General features: G+C 71.8%; 17 protein-coding genes. 6 read left to right on the forward strand and 11 right to left on the reverse strand.

What is annotated here, in order from left to right; genetic code table 11:
* The first annotated feature begins 2 nt into the window (after positions 1–2).
* Together ACIBP6_RS38560 and ACIBP6_RS38565 are read left to right on the forward strand one after the other, a co-directional pair.
* Positions 3–635: a hypothetical protein gene (locus ACIBP6_RS38560; RefSeq protein ID WP_397059080.1), complete on the forward strand. Its 633-nt coding sequence runs from the start codon at positions 3–5 to the stop codon at positions 633–635.
* The gene (locus ACIBP6_RS38565; protein ID WP_397059082.1) at positions 632–3,934 is read left to right on the forward strand and encodes an ATP-binding protein; all 3,303 of its coding nucleotides are present in this window, start codon (positions 632–634) and stop codon (positions 3,932–3,934) included. The genes ACIBP6_RS38560 and ACIBP6_RS38565 overlap by 4 nt, the downstream gene beginning before the upstream one ends.
* 13 nt (positions 3,935–3,947) lie before the next feature.
* Here the strand turns inward: ACIBP6_RS38565 and ACIBP6_RS38570 are convergent, their stop codons facing one another.
* The 4 genes from ACIBP6_RS38570 to ACIBP6_RS38585 form a co-directional block, all read right to left on the reverse strand.
* Positions 3,948–5,132, reverse strand: a complete 1,185-nt coding sequence (locus ACIBP6_RS38570) for a calcium:proton antiporter (RefSeq protein ID WP_397059084.1) — start codon at positions 5,130–5,132, stop codon at positions 3,948–3,950.
* A gap of 125 nt (positions 5,133–5,257) precedes the next feature.
* Complete coding sequence (locus ACIBP6_RS38575; RefSeq protein WP_397059086.1) at positions 5,258–7,756, reverse strand: polysaccharide lyase family 8 super-sandwich domain-containing protein; 2,499 nt, start codon at positions 7,754–7,756, stop codon at positions 5,258–5,260.
* A gap of 40 nt (positions 7,757–7,796) precedes the next feature.
* Complete coding sequence (locus ACIBP6_RS38580; RefSeq protein WP_397059088.1) at positions 7,797–8,444, reverse strand: class I SAM-dependent methyltransferase; 648 nt, start codon at positions 8,442–8,444, stop codon at positions 7,797–7,799.
* An 11-nt stretch (positions 8,445–8,455) separates the two neighbouring features.
* On the reverse strand, positions 8,456–8,899 hold the full coding sequence (locus ACIBP6_RS38585; RefSeq protein WP_397059090.1) for a MarR family winged helix-turn-helix transcriptional regulator: 444 nt from the start codon (positions 8,897–8,899) through the stop codon (positions 8,456–8,458).
* Positions 8,900–8,962: 63 nt separating this feature from the next.
* Between ACIBP6_RS38585 and ACIBP6_RS38590 the strand changes: the two genes are divergently transcribed.
* Positions 8,963–9,175 (forward strand): hypothetical protein, encoded by a 213-nt coding sequence (locus ACIBP6_RS38590; protein ID WP_397059092.1) that lies wholly within the window; start codon positions 8,963–8,965, stop codon positions 9,173–9,175.
* A gap of 4 nt (positions 9,176–9,179) precedes the next feature.
* On the opposite strand, the gene ACIBP6_RS38595 is transcribed toward ACIBP6_RS38590, so the two are convergent.
* Both ACIBP6_RS38595 and ACIBP6_RS38600 read right to left on the reverse strand, forming a co-directional pair.
* The gene (locus ACIBP6_RS38595; protein WP_397059094.1) at positions 9,180–9,959 is read right to left on the reverse strand and encodes an ABC transporter permease; all 780 of its coding nucleotides are present in this window, start codon (positions 9,957–9,959) and stop codon (positions 9,180–9,182) included.
* On the reverse strand, positions 9,956–10,903 hold the full coding sequence (locus tag ACIBP6_RS38600) for an ABC transporter ATP-binding protein (protein ID WP_397059096.1): 948 nt from the start codon (positions 10,901–10,903) through the stop codon (positions 9,956–9,958). Before ACIBP6_RS38600 ends, ACIBP6_RS38595 begins: the two co-directional genes overlap by 4 nt.
* Before the next feature lie 141 nt (positions 10,904–11,044).
* Between ACIBP6_RS38600 and ACIBP6_RS38605 the strand changes: the two genes are divergently transcribed.
* On the forward strand, positions 11,045–12,148 hold the full coding sequence (locus ACIBP6_RS38605) for a sensor histidine kinase (RefSeq protein WP_397059098.1): 1,104 nt from the start codon (positions 11,045–11,047) through the stop codon (positions 12,146–12,148).
* Positions 12,145–12,990 carry a response regulator gene (locus ACIBP6_RS38610; protein WP_397059099.1) on the forward strand — a complete coding sequence of 282 codons (846 nt, stop codon included), beginning with the start codon at positions 12,145–12,147 and terminating at the stop codon, positions 12,988–12,990. Before ACIBP6_RS38605 ends, ACIBP6_RS38610 begins: the two co-directional genes overlap by 4 nt.
* Positions 12,991–12,994: 4 nt before the next feature.
* Here the strand turns inward: ACIBP6_RS38610 and ACIBP6_RS38615 are convergent, their stop codons facing one another.
* Both ACIBP6_RS38615 and ACIBP6_RS38620 read right to left on the reverse strand, forming a co-directional pair.
* Positions 12,995–13,525 carry a 2'-5' RNA ligase family protein gene (locus tag ACIBP6_RS38615; protein ID WP_397059101.1) on the reverse strand — a complete coding sequence of 177 codons (531 nt, stop codon included), beginning with the start codon at positions 13,523–13,525 and terminating at the stop codon, positions 12,995–12,997.
* A 146-nt stretch (positions 13,526–13,671) separates the two neighbouring features.
* Positions 13,672–14,874 (reverse strand): erythromycin esterase family protein, encoded by a 1,203-nt coding sequence (locus ACIBP6_RS38620; RefSeq protein WP_397059103.1) that lies wholly within the window; start codon positions 14,872–14,874, stop codon positions 13,672–13,674.
* A gap of 471 nt (positions 14,875–15,345) precedes the next feature.
* On the opposite strand from ACIBP6_RS38620, the gene ACIBP6_RS38625 reads away from it, so the two are divergent.
* Positions 15,346–16,239: a hypothetical protein gene (locus ACIBP6_RS38625; protein ID WP_397059104.1), complete on the forward strand. Its 894-nt coding sequence runs from the start codon at positions 15,346–15,348 to the stop codon at positions 16,237–16,239.
* 78 nt (positions 16,240–16,317) lie between these two features.
* Here ACIBP6_RS38625 and ACIBP6_RS38630 read toward each other — a convergent pair whose 3' ends face one another.
* From ACIBP6_RS38630 to ACIBP6_RS38640, 3 genes are all read right to left on the reverse strand, one after another.
* Entirely contained in the window at positions 16,318–16,614 is a 297-nt protein-coding gene (locus tag ACIBP6_RS38630) for a DUF3817 domain-containing protein (protein WP_397059106.1), read from the reverse strand.
* A gap of 146 nt (positions 16,615–16,760) precedes the next feature.
* A complete protein-coding gene (locus tag ACIBP6_RS38635) occupies positions 16,761–18,650 on the reverse strand; it encodes a S9 family peptidase (protein ID WP_397059108.1) in 1,890 nt (629 codons plus the stop codon).
* A gap of 157 nt (positions 18,651–18,807) precedes the next feature.
* Complete coding sequence (locus tag ACIBP6_RS38640; RefSeq protein ID WP_397059110.1) at positions 18,808–19,773, reverse strand: AraC family transcriptional regulator; 966 nt, start codon at positions 19,771–19,773, stop codon at positions 18,808–18,810.
* Positions 19,774–19,832 lie beyond the last annotated feature (59 nt).

Raw genomic sequence — 19,832 nt, forward strand, 5'->3', positions numbered from 1 at the left:
CCATGGAGAACACCGCCTTCGCGACCCGAGAACGGGCTCTGCTGCTCGGCCTGATGACGCTCGGCGGCTCGGCGTCCAACCCGGATCTCAAAGCACACATCGGGTACGCGCTCGACGGCGCGGCCAGGACCCGCATGAACAAGCTCGGTCTCGTCGCGAGCGACAAACCCGGCAGGGCCTACCACCACACTCTCACCGAGGACGGCTGGGCCTGGTGCGTCGAAGAGCTGTCCGGCACTGCCCCGGCGAAGACGGGATCGCTCGGCCGCACCCTCTACCAGGTCCTCGACCTGCTCAGGGGCTACCTTGACGCGAGCGACCTGAGCCTGGCGGAGTTCGTGGTCAAGGCCCGCGGCGACGAGACGCCCCAGGACGACCTGACCCAGGCGATCAGGGACGCCTACTGGCGGCTGGCCCGCGAACCGCAGGACTGGGTGCTGCTCACCCGGCTGCGCCCGTGCCTCGGGGACGCTCCCCGCGCGGAGGTCGACGAGGCGCTGCGCCGGATGGAGCGGCTGCCCGACGTCCACCTGGCGCCGGAGGCCGACCAGAAGACCCTGACCGGCGCCGACCGGGAGGCGGCCGTCCTGGTGAGCGGCATCCGCAAGCACCTGCTGGCGATCGAGGCGCGATGAACGAGGCCGAGGAGCGCGCATTGCGCGCCGTCTCCAGGGTCCTCAACTGGGCGACGACGGCCGAACACGCCTGGAACCCGCCGCCGTTCCACGTCGACCGCATGCATCCGCGGGCCGAGCGGCTGATCCTCGACGGCATCGACGAGGCGTCCGCCGCCACCCGGACCAGCCCGCTCGGCGTCGTGATCCAGGGCGAGGGCGGCGCAGGCAAGACCCACCTGCTCGGCTGGGTCAGGGGCGAGATCGCCCGCGCGGGCGGCTACTTCTTCCTGGTGGACTTCAGCGCGGGCGACGACTTCTGGCGGCGGACGACGAGCGCGATGGTCGAGGACCTGGGCCGTTCCGCGGGCGGCCGGGACGAGCCGATCCAGGCGATGGTGGCGCTGCGCCGCCTGGCCGCCCTCGCCGGCGTGGAGGACCGGATCGAGGCCGCGGTGGACGGCGGCAAGGGCCTCGACCGCGACGACCTCGACGCGCTGGTCAGCGGCCTGATCACCAAGGACCGCCGGCTGCTGCGCTGCCGCGACACCATCCGGGCGCTCGCCCTCTACGCCGCGGCCTCCGGCCCGGCCCTCGACGTCGCCCACGACCATCTGATGTCGACGGAGGAGGCCGAGGAGGGCGATCGGCAGGCGTGCGGCATGAGCAAGGGCATCAAGGAGCCCCACGAGATCGCGGTCGACCTGTCGATGATCCTCGCGATGACCGGGCCCAGTGTGATCGCCGTCGACCAGATCGACGCCATCCTCGAACACTCCCGCCCGGCCGCGGGGGCCGGCCCCGCCGGGCCGGCCGGCGCGGAGCAGCGCAAGGACGTGATCGACGAGCTCGCGGGCGGGCTCATGGCGCTGGTCCACGCGACCCAGCGGTCCCTCTGCCTGGTGGCCTGCCTGCCCTCGTCGTGGAGCCTGCTCAGGGACCGCGCCATCGGGACGGTGCGCGACCGGTTCCGGCCGGCGCTGATCCTCGGCACGATAGCGACCGCGGACATCGCCCGTACGCTGGTCGAGCGGCGCTTCGCCGTGGCGTACGCGAAAGCGGGGTTCGCGCCGCCCGGCCCCGTCTGGCCGATCACCCCCGCCGCGTTCGAGACGGCGCCGGGCCACACGCCGCGGACCCTGCTGCGGCTCATCAGCGCCCACGTCGAGACGTGCCTCGCGGACGGCCGCGAGCGGCTGCTGGAACGTTTCGACGACGGCCCCGGCCACGCGACCCAGGTCGTCGCGGAGCCGACCCCCGCCGAGGACGACTTTGTCCGGCTCGACGCCCGCTTCGCCGAGCTGCGCGCACAGGCGGACACCTCGGCCGCGTTCGATCCCGAGCACGAGGACGAGCTCGTCCCTGCCCTGCTGGCCGCCGGGCTCCGGGCCTGGATCACGGAACAGGGCGAGCAGGGCCGCGCCTTCTCCGTCGACCCGCCTCCCGGCCGCCGGCCGAGCCTGCACGCGCGGCTGCGCCAGGCGCTGAGCCCCGACTCCGAGGACCAGCGGCACTGGACGTTCCGGATGATCGGCGCGCGGCATCACATCGCCGCGCTCAAGCGGCTGACGGACGGCATGCAGGCGTCGGGGCTGGGGCCGCAGACCGCTGACCGGCGGTTCATCGTGCTGCGCAACCACGCGTGGTCGGACGGTCCGGCGACCCGGGCGCGCGTGGCGGAGCTCAAGGACCACGGCGGGCTGGCGCTGACCGTACGCGATGACGACCTGCGCGTCTTCGAGGCGCTCCGCCGGATGGCGGCGGAGCAGGACCCGGCGTTCGAGGCGTGGCTGCGCGCCCGCCGCCCGGCGGGCAGCACCGAACTCTTCACCACCGTCTTCGCCGCACCCCACCACCGGCCCCGGCCCCTCGACCACTTGGCAGGCGCGGAACCGGCTGCGCCCGACCGCCCGGCCGCGGCCCAGCCCGCTCCCGACCACCCGGCGCCACCCCCGCCCGCTTCCGACCGGGCGACCCCGCACGACGCGGCGACCCCACCCCGGCCCGCTTCGGATCGCCCGGCCCCGCCCCGCCAGGAGCAGGCTTCCCCGGAGCGCCCTGCCCCGCCCGCCCACATGTCTCCGGTGGGCGGGCGGGACGCCGTCATCCCCGTCGGCCGACGGCTGGACACCGGCGCCGCGCTGGAGCTGAAACTCGGCATGCTGGCCCGCCACACCGCCGTCTTCGCCGGCTCCGGGTCCGGCAAGACCGTGTTCCTCCGGCGGCTGGTGGAGGAATGCGCCCTGCACGGCGTGTCGTCGATCGTGCTCGACTCCAACAACGACCTCGCCCGCCTGGGCGACCCCTGGCCCGCCCCGCCCCCAGGGTGGAACGCCGACGACCCCGGCAAGGCGACCCGCTACTTCGCCGAGGCCGAGGTCGTGATCTGGACGCCAGGGCGCTCCCGCGGCCGCCCGCTGAGCTTCCAGCCGCTCCCCGACTTCGCCGCCGTCCTCGACGACCGCGACGAGCTGGACTCCGCGCTCGGCCTGGCCGTCGCCGCCCTCGCCCCCCGGGCGAACGTCGACGGCGACACCGCCAAGGCCCGCAAGGGCAAGGCCGTGCTCCGCCAGGCGCTGGAACACTTCGCCCGCTCGGGCGGCGGCGGTTTCGCCGAGTTCCTCGGCATGCTGGCCGCGCTGCCGTTCGAGGCCGGCAGGATCGACCGGGCCGACACCATCGCCGCCGAGCTGGGGCAGCTGCTGACGGCGGCGACGATCAACGACCCGCTCTTCGCGGGCGACGGCGAGCCGGTGGACCCGGCCCGGCTGCTCACCCCGTCGGCGGGCAGGCGGGCCCGCGTGTCGGTCATCAGCCTCGTCGGTCTCAACGAGGACGCGCGGCCGGGCTTCGTCAGCCGGCTCCAGATGGCCCTGTTCTCCTGGATCAAGCGCAACCCGGCCGGCGACCGCCCCCTGACCGGTCTGTACGTGATGGACGAGGCCCAGGCCCTCGTACCGGCGACCCCCAAGACCGAGGCCCTGGCCAGCACGCTGACTCTGGCCTCGCAGGCCCGCAAGTACGGCCTCGGCCTGGTCTTCGCCACCCAGGCGCCGCGCGGGCTGCACAACCAGATCGCCGGCAACGCCACCACCCAGTTCATCGGCCGGATGAACAGCCCCACGCAGATCTCCGTGGTCCAGACGCTGGCGCGCTCCCGTGGCGGCCGGGCCGACCGGGTCGGACGGCTGGAGACCGGGCAGTTCTACGCCGTGAGCGAGGGCGTTCCCGAGGTGCTGATCCGCACCCCGCAGTGCCTGACCCACCACCCGCCCGCCCCGCTGACGGAGGAGGAGATCCTGCAGCGGGCGTCCCGCTGACCGGCGTCCCGGCTCATGGGACGGCGGCGAGGAAGAGGTAACTCGCGCACAGGGTGAGGTGGACCCCGGCCTGGAGAAGCGTGGCGCGGCCGGGGATCACGGTGAGCGTGCCGACGAGCGCGGTCAGGCCGAGCAGCACGATGTGGACGGCCCCGAGCCCGAGCAGCAGCGGGCCGTCCAGCCAGATCGACGCCACGGCGATGGTCGGGATGGTCAGGCCGATGCTCGCCATGGCGGAGCCGAGCGCGAGGTTGAGGCTGATCTGGATGCGCCGGCGCTGGGCGTTGCGGGCCGCGGCGAGGGTCTCCGGCAGCAGCACCAGCAGGGCGATGACCACGCCGACCACGGCGTGCGGCAGCCCCGCCCCGGAGACGGCCGCCTCGATGGTCTTCGACTCCACCTTGGCCAGTCCGACGACCGCGACGAGAGCGGTGATGAGCAGCGCGAGGCTGGTCAGGGTGGTCCGCAGCGTCGGCGTGGCCGCGTGGACCTCGGTGTCGGCCTCCTCGTCCTCCTCGATTCTTTCGGCGACGAGAACGCCGCCGAGTCTGGCGGTGGCGGGCCGCAGCGGGCGGACCGTGGGCCCCGGGGCGGGCAGGAAGTAGTCACGGTGGCGGACGTTCTGCACGAACACGAACAGCACGTACAGCGCGAGGGAGACCACGGCGGCGAAGGCCAGCTGCACCCCGGAGAACTCGGGACCGGGCACGCTGGTCGTGAACGTGGGCAACACGAGACTCAGGGTCGCGAGCGTGATCACGGTCGCCAGCGCGGCGCCGGTGCCTTTGGCGTTGAACGACGCGGTGCCCTCGCGCAACGCCGTGATCAACAACGACAGGCCGAAAATGCCGTTACAGGTGATCATCACGGCGGCGAAGACCGTGTCGCGGGCCAGCGTGGCGGCGCCCGGCCCGCCGGAGACCATCAGGGTGACGATGAGGCCGACCTCGATGACGGTGACGGCGACGGCCAGGATGAGCGAGCCGAAGGGCTCGCCGACACGGTGGGCGACGACCTCGGCGTGGTGCACCGCCGCCAGCACGGACGCCCCCAGCAACCCCACGACCACGATCTCGCCGATCACCGGCAGGCTGCGCTCCCACGCCCCGAGGAACGCCAGGACAGCCGCGACGGGCACGATTTTGGCGGCCATCTCCAGCGGCGAGCCGGTGGCCGCGTCTGCCGGCGGGGCGTTCAACAAGGACCTCCATCGATCTCGCGGGCACCTGGCGCAGGCCGCCCCGGAGCCCAGTCTCACCGCGGAGACCCATGTCCGCTATTGGGGCTGATGCCCATTTTGCAGAGGGGAGATCCTGTAGAAGGTCAGCGCAGCGTCGCGGTGAACGTCCGCCCGTGGGCGTGGTGGGTGTTCACCCGGATCTCGGTGCCGCCCGGGACCCGGCGTGCCGTCACCCCTTCGTCGGCGGAGTCGAGGCGCAGAGAGGCGCCGCGCAGGACGACGGTGACATGGTCGCGGTCCATCGTCGGGTCGGACACCGCGACCACCGTACGCTCGCCGGAGCGCACGATGACCGAGGCCGGGCCGTCGATCTGCACCCGTTCGGCGTGGTGCCGGCCGGCGGCGAAGACGTTGGCGGCGACGATCCCGAGCCGGGCGTGCTTGATCGCCTGCACGCGCCCGTCGTTCGCCAGGACGCTCAGCGGCCCGTCCGTGTAACGGCGCAGGGCGGCCTCGGTGGCGTTCGGGACCAGCGCGTAGGCGAGGGCGGGCACGTCCCCGGCGGCGGGATGGTGGATCGCCGCGGTGAAGACCTGCTTGGTGATCCGGGTGTCGGGGTTGGTGGCGCGGACGACCCTGCGGCTGCGGGTCACCGTCTCCACCCCGGCCTCGACCGGTTGGCCGGTGAGGAACGCGTAGCCGATCGCGGTGCCGCGGGTGCCGTTGGCGTACCGGATCCAGCGCGGCGGCGCGGTGTCGCCGGCCTGCCAGGCCGCGCCGTCCCGGCGCTCGCCGGTGACCGTGATCGCGTCGGCCGGGGCGGCGATGCGGCTGTCCACGGTCGTCGTCGCGGCGCGTCCACTCTGTCCAGAGATGTCCGCGACCAGCACGACGATCTCGTCGTCCAGCAGGAACCACGACTTGGTCGCGCGGGCGTTCTGGTAGGCGACGAAGTCGTCCGGCAGGAGGCCCGCCTGCTTGGCGGCGTAGGCGGCGTCGTCCGACTGCACCATCCCGGCCACGCCGTACTCGCCGAGCGTGGCGCCGCCGGAGAAGGCGTTCTCCGCCAGCGGGAAGTACACGTAGGCGTTCTGGGACTCCGAGGACGAGGTGAAGGTGAGCGGATGCCCCGGGTTCTCGTACCACATCCGGCCGTACAGCTCGGGGACCGTCCGCCGCTCCTCCACCGGCGCGGTCACCCCGGCCAGCCGGTACGGCGAGACGGCCGTGTAGTAGTCGACGCCGAAGACCTCCCGCTGGTCCTCCCCCGACAGGTAGAGGTAGTACGCCCCGTCGCCCTGGAACCACGGCATGAGGTTCTCGCCGCTCATGTACTCGTATTTGCTGATCCGGTCGGAGCTGCGGGCGAGGGCGAAGGCGTAGCCGGGACGCCGGTGCACCGTCCGGTCCATGGCGTTGAACGCCACCGACCGCCTGGCCGGGTTCAGGTCCTCGGCCGGCACGCCGGAGTCGCGGATGGCCTGGTAGCGGGCGATGCTGACCGGCGAGACGAAGGCGGCCGTGTCGGCGGCCGGCAGGAACTTGGCGTACTTCCGCAGCGCCAAGGCCTGGTCCCCGGTGACGTGGTCGGCCAGGTCGGCGACGGCCTCCACGATGACCCCGACGTCGGTGTAGCCGGTGGTGGTCCGGGAGACCGCCCGTCCCTTGACGATCTCCATCATCCAGCCCTCGAAGATCAGCGGCGCGAACCCGTCCGCGACCCACCGGTACACCACCCCGGCCAGGTCGGGCCCGGTGCTCGTGGCGCCGTCGAGCGTCTTGAGCGTCTGCACGACCCGCGTGAGCAGGGCGCGCCCGTACGAGCCGGTGTAGGCCACCGAGTGGTGCTGGATGAAGGAGCCGTCGGCGTAGTAGCCGTCAGCCACGCCGTGCTGCAGGGCGTACGGGTCGATGGTGGCGAAGACCGTGGCCTGGTCGGAGATGGCCTTGTCGACACGGGCGTCGTCGCCGGTGAGCGCGCCCTGCAGGATCCGGTTGCCGGTGATGTCGGCCAGGTTCGCGCCCGTGTGGAAGCGTGAGTCGAGGTCGACGTCGCCGTCCTTGCCGTTGCGCAGATAGGCGTCCATCGAGGCGACGTACGCGGCCGTCAGGTCGGGCCGTTCGTCGCGTACCCGCTCGGCCAGCAGCGCCAGCGTCCTGCCGACGTGGGTCGGGATGCCGATCTCCCAGCTGTGCCAGTTGCCGTAGTAGCCCTTCGCCTGGTCGCCGAAGTGGTGCTCGTGCAGCCACCGCAGGCCGTCGATCACCCGCCGCTGAACGGCCGCGTCGCCGTCGAGCTCGCCACCGGGGGTCCGGGTGGCGAGCGCGATCTCGTACAGGTACTGGAAGGACAGCCGCAGGTTGACGTCGTCGCCGCCCAGGCTCACCCCGGCGAACAGCTCGTTCGCGCCGGCGCCGTCCAGGGCGTCCAGCCGCTGCCGAGCCGTACGGAGCACGGCAGCCAGCTTCCCGGCGACCTCGGGCCGGGCGTTGACCTCGGGCGTCCCCGCGTAGATCGCCACGGCGTTGGCCACCAACCGGCCGTGGTCGACGCCCGCCGCGGCCCGCACGGGCGGGATCATCGCCAGCAGCCCGGCGGCGGGGAGCAGGGAGAGAACATGACGACGGGACAGGTGCGGCACGGCGATCTCCAGGCAGTTGGGGGGTATGCCAGGCTTTCCGCTACATAGCCACTTCCGTCCCCTCAGAAACCCTGTGCATCAGCAGGTGGCCCCGGCGGAACCGCTCGCCCTCCCGGGGCTCCCGCGACATCCGCCCGATCTCGGCGAAGCCCGCCTCGTACGCCAGCCCGGCGAGCTTGTCGATCGGCCACCGGTAGGCCGGCGCCACGGCGTGGTCGAACACCGTCACCGGCCCGCCTTCGGCCTCGAAGAAGCCCAGCAGCAGGCAGCCGCCCGGGGCCAGCACCCGGCGGAACTCCGCGAAGTACGGCGGCAACTCCTCCGGCGGCGTGTGGATGACGGAATACCACGACACGATGCCGCCCAGCTCACCGTCGCCCAGCTCCAACGCGTCCATCGACCCCACTTCGAAACGCAGGTCGGGGTGCTCCTGGCGGGCGAGGTCGATCATCACCGGCGACAGGTCGATGCCGAACGCGTCCAGCCCCAGGTCCCGCAGATGCGCGGTGACGCGCCCCGGCCCGCATCCGAGCTCGGCCACGGGACCTCGCGCGTATTCGGCGAACGCGGCCAGGACCGCCCGGTCCAACGGCAGCTGAACCAGCTCGTCCCTGGCGAGATCGGCATATCGGACGGCCACGGCGTCGTACGCGTGCGCGGTGACACTGAGGTAGGAAGGTTCGGCCATAGCCGCCGATGCTAACCCCGAACGTCCGTCCGGAGGATCTCGGCGAGGGCCGACTTGACGTCCAGAAGCCGGTCGGGCCCGACGACGGCGCCCCAGCGGGCCTCCATGTCGGCGAAGTAGGCGGAGCTGACGTCGGCTGCGCGCACCCCGCGGTCGGAGTAGACGACGACCCGCCCCCGGCCGTCGTTCGGGTCGGGGACCCGCCGCACGTAGTCGCGTTGTTCGAGGTAGCCCACGAGCTCGCTCATCGCCTGGGGGGTCATGCCGGCCCGGCGGGCCAGGGTGGTGGGCCGGGTGCCGTCGCAGTCCATGAACCGGAAGACGTTCAGGCAGTGGGTGGGCCGCAGGTCGTCGTATCCGGCCTCGACCAGGCGCTGGTAGAGGCCGTCGAGCATCAGGTTGAACGCCTGACCGACGAGCTGCGGCAGGAACGCACTTGTAGGTTCTTCGGGCACCTTATAACCTCACCTTCTAAGGTTGCCTGAACATCTTATCCCCCTCCTCGAACGGATACAGCCGTGAGAATCGTGAAGATCGCCGGTGGGGCCGTCCTGGTCCTGCTGGGCCTGTTGTGGATCCTCCAGGGAGCCGACCTCGTACGGATCCGCCCGATCCTGTGCGTCGCCGAGTGCCGGCCCCTGACCGGCGGATCACCCGCCTGGCTGGCCATCGGCGTGGTCGCCGTGGTGGCCGGGCTCGCACTGTCGGGTGTGCTGCGCCGGCGGCGCTGACGGGCTACTGCCAGCGGAAGAAGCGCGTGGAGACCAGGGCGCTCACCACGATGGCGGCGGCCATGCACAGCAGGTGCCGCGGCTCCGGGGCCGTACCGACCCATGCCGCGCCGACCGCATGCACGGACGCGCCGAACGGCAGCGTCTCACCGATCCGGGCGACGACCTCGGGCATGCTCCCCGGAGACCCGAACAAACCGCCGCCCGCGCCCATCCCGAAGAAGAGCACCAGCCCGATCGCGACCGCCGCGTTGGGGCTGTGCGCGACCGCCGCGACGAGTAGCCCCACGGAGTACATCGTCAGGGCGGCGAGGGCGACCACGGCCAGCGCGAGGCCGGGCTTCGCGGGCAGATTCGCGCCGAAGGCCAGCACGGCGACCGCGAGCGCGAGGCCGATCCCCACGACGGTGTGCGCGATGCTCACCACGACGTGCGCGACCAGCACCATCGCCGGACGGGCCGGAGTCACGGCCAGGCGGCGCAGGATCCCGGCACGCCGGTACAACGCGAGGAAGCTCGGCATGTTCAGCACCCCGATGGTGGACAACACGATCGTGAGCACGAGCGGGATGACGAAGAAGTCGATCACCTGCACGCCGTTGGGCAGGGTCTCCCCCTCCGCCGAGAACCCCGCCATCACCAGGATCAGCATCGGCAGCATGATCGGGGTCAGCAGCCCCGCGGTGTCGCGGAGCACCATCTTCGCCTCCGCGCCGACCAGCATCCCCCATGCGCGGGGGCCGGGCCGGTACGGTGCGAGCTCGCTGCCTACGGCGGTGGTCATCGGTCGTCCTCCGTGTCGGTCTCGTCGGTGCTCTCGTCGGTCAGTGAACGCCCCGTCAGGGCCAGGAAGGCGTCGTCGAGGGTGGCGCGTTCGAGTCGGGTCTCGGTGACGACGACGCCGCCGTGCACCAGCGCGGCGCTCACTGCCTGCAGCAGATTCCCCGTCCCGGTGACGGTCACCTGGTCACCACGCGCCTCCACCGAGATCACCTCGGGCACCCCGTCCAGCACGGCGGCGCCGAACGCGTCGTCGCTCGCGCGGAACCGCACCCGCTGGTCCAGCCCCGCCCGCTCGATCAGCCCGGCCGGGCTGTCCGTCGCCACCACCCGCCCGTGGTCGATCAGCGCCACCCGGTCACACAGCCGTTCGACCTCCTCCATGAGGTGGCTCACCAGCAACACGGTGACGCCCGTGTCGCGCAGCCCTTCGACCAGCGACCAGATGGCGCGGCGGGCCTCCGGGTCCAGGCCGGTGGTGAGCTCGTCGAGCAGGGCCACCCGGGGGTTGCCGACCAGCGCGAGCGCGATCGACAGGCGCTGCTGCTGGCCTCCGGACAACTGCTCGAACCGCACGTTCCTGCGCGGACCGAGGCCGAGCGAGTCGATCAGCTCGTCCGGGTCGGCGCCCTCCGGGTAGAACGAGCGGTAGAGGCGTACCAGCTCGCGGACCGTCAGCGCCGTGTGCAGCGCGGTGTCCTGCAGCTGCACCCCGAGCACCGGACGCAGCCTGGCGCGGTCGCGGCGCGGATCGAGCCCGAGCACGCGGGCCGTGCCGCGGTCGGGGAGGCGCAGCCCGGCGATGGTCTCCACGGTGGTGGTCTTGCCGGCGCCGTTGCGCCCGAGCACCCCGAAGATCTCCCCTTCGTTCACCGACAGGCTGACATCGTCCACGGCGACGGTGTCCCCGTATCTCTTGTGCAGGTCGCGGACCTCGATCGCGAGCACGGCGGCTCCTTGCTCCTCGTTGGGTTGCGGTGCCCCGACGGTACGGTTCGGGCACTCCCGGCGGCGCGTGCCGGCGGTCATGGTCGGCACCCATGACTTCTGGCAGATCACCGGCGCGATCCCGCCGCATACGCTGGGGCGGTGAGGCGTTGGGATCCGGAAGCCTGGTCGTCCGTCTTCGTCACGCTCGTGTGCGTCTTCGTCGGCGTGGTGCAGCTGGGGAACGCCGAGATCGCCCGGCTGCCGGGGTGGTGGATCTGCTTCGCCGCCTTCTGCTGCGCGCTGCTGATCTGCATGTATTTCGTGGGCCTGCTGCCGCGGCGGGTGGTCCTCACCGCCTTCGCCGCGCAGGTGCTGCTGGGGCCCGCTCTGGTCCTCATGGCTCCGCGGGCCGGCTGGACGCCGATCCTGCTGGTGTTCACCGCGGCGATCAGCGCCTACCTGCTCCCCTTGCGGACGACCGCCGCCGTCATCGCCTTCAACACCCTGGTCGTCGCGGCCGTCCCGCAGATGCAGGGCGGCAGCGGCGAGGCGCTGCTGGCCGCGCTGCTCTACCTGCTGCTGCAACTGGGCAGCGCGCTGGGGGTCGTCGCCCAGGCCCGCGAGGCCAGGATGCGCCAGAAGCTGGCGGAGGCGCACACCGAACTGCGCACGGCCGGCGCGCTGCTGGCCGAGTCGACCCGCGCCGACGAGCGGCTGCGGATCGCCCGCGAGCTGCACGACCTCCTCGGACACCAGCTCACCGTGCTCGCCCTCGAACTGGAGGTGGCCTCCCACCAGGCCACCCCGCCCGCGAGCGAACACGTCGCCCGCGCCCGCCGCCTGGCCGGCGACCTGCTCGCGGACGTACGCACCACCGTCGGGGAGCTGCGCCGCCGCGCCCCCGACCTGCGCGACACCCTCGAACGCATCGTCGCCGAGCTGCCCGAGCCCGTCGTGCACCTGACCATCGACGACGCGGTCGAGGCCGACGAGGAACGCACGGCGGCCCTGGTCCGCTGCGTCCAGGAGGTGGTCACCAACACGATCCGCCACGCCGCCGCCGGCCGCCTGTGGATCGAGATCACCGCCGACGAGAAGGGCGGCCTGACGTTCACCGCCCGCGACGACGGACGCGGCGCCGACCGCATCGTGCCGGGCAACGGCCTGCGCGGAATCACCGAACGAGCCGAGGCCCTCGGCGGCCGAGCCCGCTTCTGGGCGGAACGCGGCTTCCACGTCGTAGCAGAAATGCCCTCCCCATGAACGGCCGGCCCAGCACGACCCACGACATCACCGCCACCAGCGACCCCGCAGCACCCCACGACATCACCGCCACCAGCGACCCCGCAGCACCCCACGACATCACCGCGACCGGCGACCCCGGGGTCCGCGACTTCGCGGTGAACGGCGAGACCCGCGGTGAGCCGTCCACGGGTGGAGGCGTCCCCGACCTGATCCGCGTCTGCGTCGTGGACGACCAGACCCTCGTCCGGCAGGGGATCCGCAGTCTCCTCGACCTGGCGACAGGCATCGAGGTCGTCGCCGAGGCCGACGACGGCCTTTCCGCCCTCACCGCGATCAGCGAACACCCGCCGGACGTCGTCCTGCTCGACCTTCGCATGCCGCGTCACGACGGCATCTGGACCCTGCGCGCCCTACGCGACAGCGGCATCGTCGTGCCGGTGCTGGTCCTGACCACCTTCGACGACGACGAACTGGCCCTGCAGGCCCTGCGCGCCGGAGCCAGGGGCTACCTGCTCAAGGACGTGACCCTCGACCAGCTCGTCGGCGCCGTACGCACGCTCGCGGCCGGCGGGACGCTGGTCCAACCGGCGATCACCGACCGCCTCCTGCGCGCTATCCGCGACGGTGACGCCTCCCCACCCGCCCCGGACGGCGAAACCCAGATCCAGGACCTCACCGAACGCGAGCTGGAAGTCCTCCGCCTGCTAGCCGGCGGCTACTCCAACCGCGAGATCGCCGACGCCCTCTTCCTGGCGGAAGGCACGGTCAAGAACCACGTCTCCAGCGTCCTGCTGAAACTCGGCACCAGAGACCGCACCCGAGCCGTCCTCCGCGCCCTCCACCACGGCCTGCTGAGCTGACGCCTCATCCGAGCAGCGGAAACTCCCCGCGCTGATGCCACCGCTCCCCATCGCTGACGAAGAGCCCGACGGCCGCGACCTCCGCCGTGACCGGCAACCCTCCGGCCAGCTCCCCTTCGACCTCGTCGAACACCTGCTCCTGCTGCCCATGCGCCACAGTCAGGTGCGGAACGATCTCCGCGAACTGCCCACCGTAGGGCGGCGCCTCAGGCCACCGCGCCACCACAGCCTCGGTCAACGCCCGAAACGGCTGCTCAGGCGTCGGCGCCAGATAAAGCGCATCAGGAAACCGCCCACACCCGTCAAAGCGAACGCTGAACGGACGGTGCGCACCGATCACCGCGCTCAACTCACCGACCACCCCAGCATCGATGCGACCACTGTCCAGGAACGGCACGAGCACGGTCACATGCGCCGGCACCCCGGCAGAAGCGGAAGCGTCAAAACGCCGCCGCCACCGCCCCACCACCGGCTCGGCTTCCTCCACCACAGCCAACAAGGCCGTCTCACCCACCCGATAAGCCGCACCCGCCATGACCGAATGATCTCAATCGCCAAGCCGCATCCGCCACCCGGCCGCATGCCGCTGCTGTAGAGACTCGGCATCAGCGGCCGTACCGCGCTGCTCGCGAAGAGGGCTGCGGGTGGGCGCCATCGCGCCGCGCTGAAGGCAGAGGGAGCCTAGCCCTGCGGGAGGTTCTTGAGGAACACGATGCCGTCGCACTCGGCCAGGTGAGCCGGATCCAGCGGGAAGTAGCCGAACCACGGGGACACGCGAGGGGCGGGCGGCGCGGCGGCGAGGGCGGCGGCCAGCCGGCGGGCATCGACGACGTAGCCGTCCTCCGGGAGCGCGTACAGGAGGCCTTCGACGGTGTCCGGGGGCGGTGTGCCCACTCCCTGGTGCCGGATCGTGCCGATGGCCATGGCCAGGAAGGCGTACTGCTCGCCCAGGTGGGCGTTCACGAGGGCGCCGGCGCTCCACCACTGCTCCGGCGGACCACCCAACCGCATTTCGCTCGTGCCCCGCTGAAGAAGGAGATTGTGGGCGTAGACCATCACCGGGCCCCATTCGGCGACGGCGAGGATGTTGGCGGCCATCATCGAACTCCGCACGCCCAGCAGCCGCCTCATGCGGCCCGGTGTCGTGTCGGCCATCCAGAAGTGGTAGCGCATCAGGCCGGTGGCGGTGCGCCCGTACAGGCGCGCCCGGTCCCACTCGTCCCGCGAGGTCGCCGCGATCAGGTGCGGAGTCTGCGTGTCGAGCAGCGACACCAGATCGTCGGCGAGCAGCCGCAGCTCCCGCGCCTCGGCCGTCTGCCCCACCGACCGGGACGGGTCCATCGTGGTGGCCGGATCGGTCCACCGGTCGTCGGCGCCGAGCAGGCGGTCGAGCGTTCCAGCGTCGCAGGGCATCAGGTCCGCCTCCACCCGGGCCGCGAGGTAGCCGTGGAGGGCGATGAGGGCCCGACGGGGGCTCTCGGGACCGGTGATCTCCAGCGGCCCGTCCACGCCGGCGAACCGCAGCCGCTCGGCCGCGTCGCGGCCGTCGTTGTACGCGCGCATCCAGCGCACGAGCTCCCGGTTGGCCGCCGACGTGCCGAACCCGTGGCTGAACCCGCGTTCCATGACCTCGTCGAGGGTGCCCGTGCCCGAGGTGACGTAGTCGTCCACGACCGTGCCCAGCAGGCAGTCGCTCTCGAGCGCGATCGACCGACAGCCCTCCTGCTCGACGAGGTGCCGGAAAAGCTCGTTCCGCACCTCCAGCAGAGTGTCCTCACCGTGTGTGGGCTCTCCGAGGCCGAGCACCCGCGGCCTGCCCGGGAACAGCCTCATGACATTCACCGCCTCGACGGCATGGGCGACGTCCTTGATGCCAATGTCCATGCCTTCAACGGTATCTTTGAACCGGCTGTTGAACCTTTCTCGCGATATACCCAGAAGCCAGCGTAAAAAGCTTCAAAGCGATTGACCTGCACGGGTACGGACTGCCCGGCTGCAACCACCGTGCGACTCTCACCCAAGTGGGCCTGCCGGACGACACCCTCATAACGCCGGATCTCCCGGCCGCCCGTGAACCGACCCCGACCCGTGACATCGCCGACCCCCCATTACGGCCGCATCGGGTCCTTCGCACAGACCTTCCTCAACGCCGCAACAACGATCAACCCCACCAACCCCTGCTTGGAAGTGATCACCGGTCTTTGACGTGTTTCGCCGGTCACCCACAACCAACGCCAAGGCCGCCACTCCCAGGCATCCGACGCGGGCGCCGGGGAGGCCCCGTCGCTTGACATGATCGCGGCGCGAGCGATAGACGCGTCGCTGGTGCCGTCGAAAATCTCTGCCTTATGCGCTGTGGCGATCCTGATGCCACTGGCTCCCGCCGTCATCACGCCCAAAGTCGCGAACGTCGTCATCGGTGTGATCATCGCCGCATTCCTGATCGTGCCCGTCGTGGTGCTGCGTCGCCGACGGTGGGCGCCGCGGCTGGGCGCCGCGCTGCTGGCCCTGCTCGCCGTGGCCGCCGCCGCACCGGTCGCGGGGCTCGGCGCGCCGAGCGAGGAGGAGCTCCAGCGTGAACTCACGATCGAGTACGCCCTCGGCAGGCCGGCCGACTCCGGCATCCGAGCCTACGGAAGTCTGCGGTTCCTGCCGTGGGACTCCGAGGACCGGGTGCTTCTCGCCGTCGCCTGCGTCGCCACGGCGGCGCTGCTGCTCGCTCTCGGCCGGGCCGTCCACGGCGAGGGGCGGCGTGAGCTTCTTCCGCTGCGCTGGAGCCGGCCGCTGACCATGTGGGGCACCGCCTTGGTGCTGGTGAGCGTTCCGCAGACGATGCACCTGGGTGCTCTCGCCGACGGGTCGATCGAGCACGGGATCATGATGTTCGACGGCGCCTGTTTCGGCGGCATGGACAAGATCGTGTTCGCACTGGCCGTCCTGGCCCTGATCCCCGAGCCGCTCGTGGTCGCGTCGGGCTTCGGGCTGTGGACGCTGCTGGCCCGCACCGGCCACCGGCCGCTGGGCCGGGTGGTGGGCTGGCTGGCGGTGGCGCCCCTGGTGGCACGGGACATGATGATGAACTGGATGCCCGCACTCGGATGCGCACCTTCCCAGGAAGAGGCCGCCAATCCGATCACGCTCCGGTGGCTGCTCTACACGTTCCTCCCCGTCGCCCTGATCCTGCTGGCCGTACGAGTATGCCGAGCCTCCATCTCGAAGGCACAAGATCAGCCGGTCGCCCGCAGCTGACGCGCCCACCGCCACGGCCCGCCGCTCGAACGGCCGGAAGGAAAGCAGGCCGGCTCGGGCATGCCCGGCCGGCCGAGGTCAGGCGGGTTGCTCGGCCGCCCCGCGGGCGGCCATGCGGCGTTCGAACCACACCGAGGTGAACGGCGGCACCGCGCACGCCAGGCCGAGCACCACCGCGCCCCGGCTCCACCCCGCTTCCCGCGCCGCCAGCAGCACCCCGGCCGCGTACAGCAGGAACAGCGCCCCGTGGATCGGGCCGAACACCTTCACGCCGAGCTCGCCGGTCTCGGTCACGTACTTGAAGAACATCCCGACCAGGAGGCCCGCCCAAGAGCACGCCTCAGCCACCGCCACGATCCGGAACCAGCGCAGCATGCCCAACCCTTTCCTCGGCGCCGCGCTTACTCTACAGCCTGTAGAGGACGGCGCCGGACCATTCGGGCACGCTTCGGCCGGCGCACGTCCCACGACAGAGAGCCCACCCGGCCACGCCGCCGCTCGAACGGCCGGAAAGGCCCCCTCTACAGGTGCCGCCCCCACCAGTCGAGGATGGCCTCGAAGCGGGCCACCCGGTGACTGGGAAGCCCCGAGCGGGACAGCTCATGCCCCTCCCCCGGGAACAGCAGCAGCTCCGTCTCCACCCCCCGCACCTTCAGCTTGACGAACAGCCGCTGCGCCTGCTCCACCGGGCACCGCCAGTCGTGCTCGGAGTGAATGATCATGAACGGCATGTCGATCTTGTCAGCGTGCGTGAGCGGGCTCTGCTCCACCCAGCGCGCCGGGTCGTCGCCGTACAGGTCACGCGCGAACGACCACCCGATGTCGCTGCTCCCGTGGAAACTGTCGATCGCGTTGACCGCCCGCTCACTGATCGCCGCCTTGAACAGGTCGCCATGGTGAGCCGCCAGCCACGTGGTCATGAAACCGCCGTGCGAACCGCCGAGCACCCCGGCACGGGAGGCGTCCAGCCCACCGGTGGCCAGGGCGGCGTCGAACAACGCCACCAGGTCGAGCGCCGACAGTCGGCCGACGTCCCCGATGATGTGCCGGCCGTGCGCCTGGCCGTACCCGGAGGAGCCGCGCGGGTTCCCGAAAACGACCGCGTAACCGGCCGAGGCGTAGATCTGGGCCTCGTCGAAGGCGTGCCAGCCGTACTGCGCGAAGGGCCCGCCGTGGATCATGAGGAGCACGGGGTGCGGCCCCTCGCCGGCCGGGCGGACGATCCAGCCGTGTACGGGGTAGCCGTCCGGGGCCGTGCCGGTGACCTCCTCGATGGGAAGGAGGTCGAGGCCGGCGCCGTACGAGGTGAGGGTGGTCTCCTTGCCGTCGCGGAGGGCGACCAGCTCGCCGGGGGTACGGGCGTCGGCGACGGTTGCGACGATGACGTCCGCGGCGTGGGCGACGGCGTTGACCTCGCGGGGGCCGCTGATCAGAGCGGTGGGTTCCGTGCCCGTGTACGGCACGAGCAGCAGGTCCTTGGCGCCCCTGTTCTCCACGGTGACGAGCACACCGTCGGCGGTGGGAACGTACGGGGCGAGGGGGAGGTGGAAGCGTTCCTCGTCGGTGAGACGGCGGGCCGCGCCGCCGGCGAGCGGCACCAGCCAGAGCCCGGCGTTCTTGGCGATCAGGTGGCGGCCGTCGGCGCCGGCGTCGGCGCCGAGGAAGCACAAGTCGTCGCCGTCCGGGGTGAAGCGCGGCACGGACACCGCCAGCTCGGTGGCGGTCACCCGGCGCAGACCCGAGCCGTCGGGGGCGCTCACCCACACGTCGCCGGTGAGCGTGCTGTCGCGCTCCTCGTGGCGCGCGGCCACGAACGCCAGCAGCGCGCCGTCCGGGCTCCAGGTGACCCCGCCATGGTCGAAGTCGCCCTCGGTGACCTGCGTGGCCGACGGCTCCTCGGCGAACGGATCGACGATGAAGACGTGAGCACGCCGGTCGATGAAGAAGCCCAGGTTGTCCAGGCGGTACTTGAAGCCGGTGATGCGGCGCGGACGTTCCTTGTCCGGCTTCGTCTCGCCGTACCGGCCCTCCTCGGGCACGCGCGCGACGAACGCCAGCCGCCGCGAGTCGGGGCTCCACACCGGCTCGCTGACACCGAGCGGCTGGTCGGTCACCTTCCGCGGCTCGCCGCCGCCCGTGGGCATCACGTAGAGCTGCGGCTTGGCGCCGTCGCCGCCGCGTACGAAGGCCAGCCAGGCCCCGTCCGGCGAGTATGCGGGCTCCCCGTCGCGCGGGCCTCTCGTCAACTGGCGCGGCTCGGCGGAGCCGTCCGTCGGGACCAGCCAGAGGCCGCCGCGGTACTCGTCCGCCTCGAGGTCGGGCCTGGTCATGGCGACGATCGCATGCTTCCCGTCGGGCGAGATCGTCGGAGCGCCGAGAGCATGCAAAAGGGAGATATCCGCAGGTTTCATGCCCAAGACCCTAGCTGCCCCGCCTCAACCGCCACAGCGTCCCGGAGATCACAAATTCCTGTACGCCTCCAGCGTGAGGGTGGCGCTTTTCCGCAGCCTGCGGCGCTTCGGCCCGCCGACGAGCGGGCTCCGCCGGCGCCGTACGCGCGGTCGGCGTCTACAGCCCGCCCGCCGACTCCACGGGGGCTGCCGCGCGAGCCGACATCTCCGCGCGCGCCCGGTGCCGGTAGCGCAGCGGCGACTCACCGACCCCGCGTTTGAAAGCGGTGCTGAACGCGCTCTCCGAGGAGTATCCCAGGTCGGCGGCCAGCGATCCGATGCTGACGTCGCTGTCGCGGAGAGCCCGTTGCGCCAACAGCATCCGCCACCGGTTGAGGTAGGTCAGCGGCGGCATGCCCGCCGTCGTGCGGAAACGTTCGGCGAAGGTCGTACGGGACATCGCCGCCGCGCTCGCCAGCTCTTGCAGCCCCCAAGGCTTTCCTGGTTCGGCGTGCATGAGGCTGAGGGCCGGCCGCAGACGCTGGTCGGTCAGCAGCCGCAGCCATCCCGGTGGCAGTCGCTCCTGGTCGGCGTAGGCGCGCAGGACCTCGAGCAGCAGCAGCTGGCCGTGCTGCCGCATCGCGAACGCCGAGCCGATCCTGTTGCCGGACACCTCGGCGAACACCCGGTCGAGGCACCCGCGCAGGCTGGTCGCGGCGGCGGCCGACGCCCTCACGTGCCCCACGGGCGGGAGCGCCTGCAGCAGCAGGGCCCGGCCGGCCGGGTTGAAGTCGATCGCGGTCCCGATGACGACGTCGTCGGTGTCGCGGTCGGCACCCGCGAGGCTGGTGAAGGGATCGCCTTCTTCAGGGGCGACCTCGCGGGGCGGGCCGTCGCCGGCGCCGCCCTCCAACCGCAGCCACGACCGGTTGTTCACGATCGCGACGTCGCCCGGCTCGAGCTCTATCGGCGCGTCGATGCCGTCGGTGGTCAGCCGGGCCCGGCCGCTCACCATCGCGAAGAACTTCAGCGGGTCCACGATGGGGGCGCGCGCGACCCAGGGCCCCCGCGCCGCGAAACCGCCCGACACCAGACCGCGGACCTCGACGAGGTCGAACACCGCCGACAGTTGATCGCTCACCATATCCGTACTATCACACAAGAAATACGCACTCACAAGCATTCAGAGTTCGAAATCCCTGA

It is taken from the genome of Nonomuraea terrae, from assembly GCF_044465245.1.
Taxonomy (GTDB): domain Bacteria; phylum Actinomycetota; class Actinomycetes; order Streptosporangiales; family Streptosporangiaceae; genus Nonomuraea; species Nonomuraea terrae.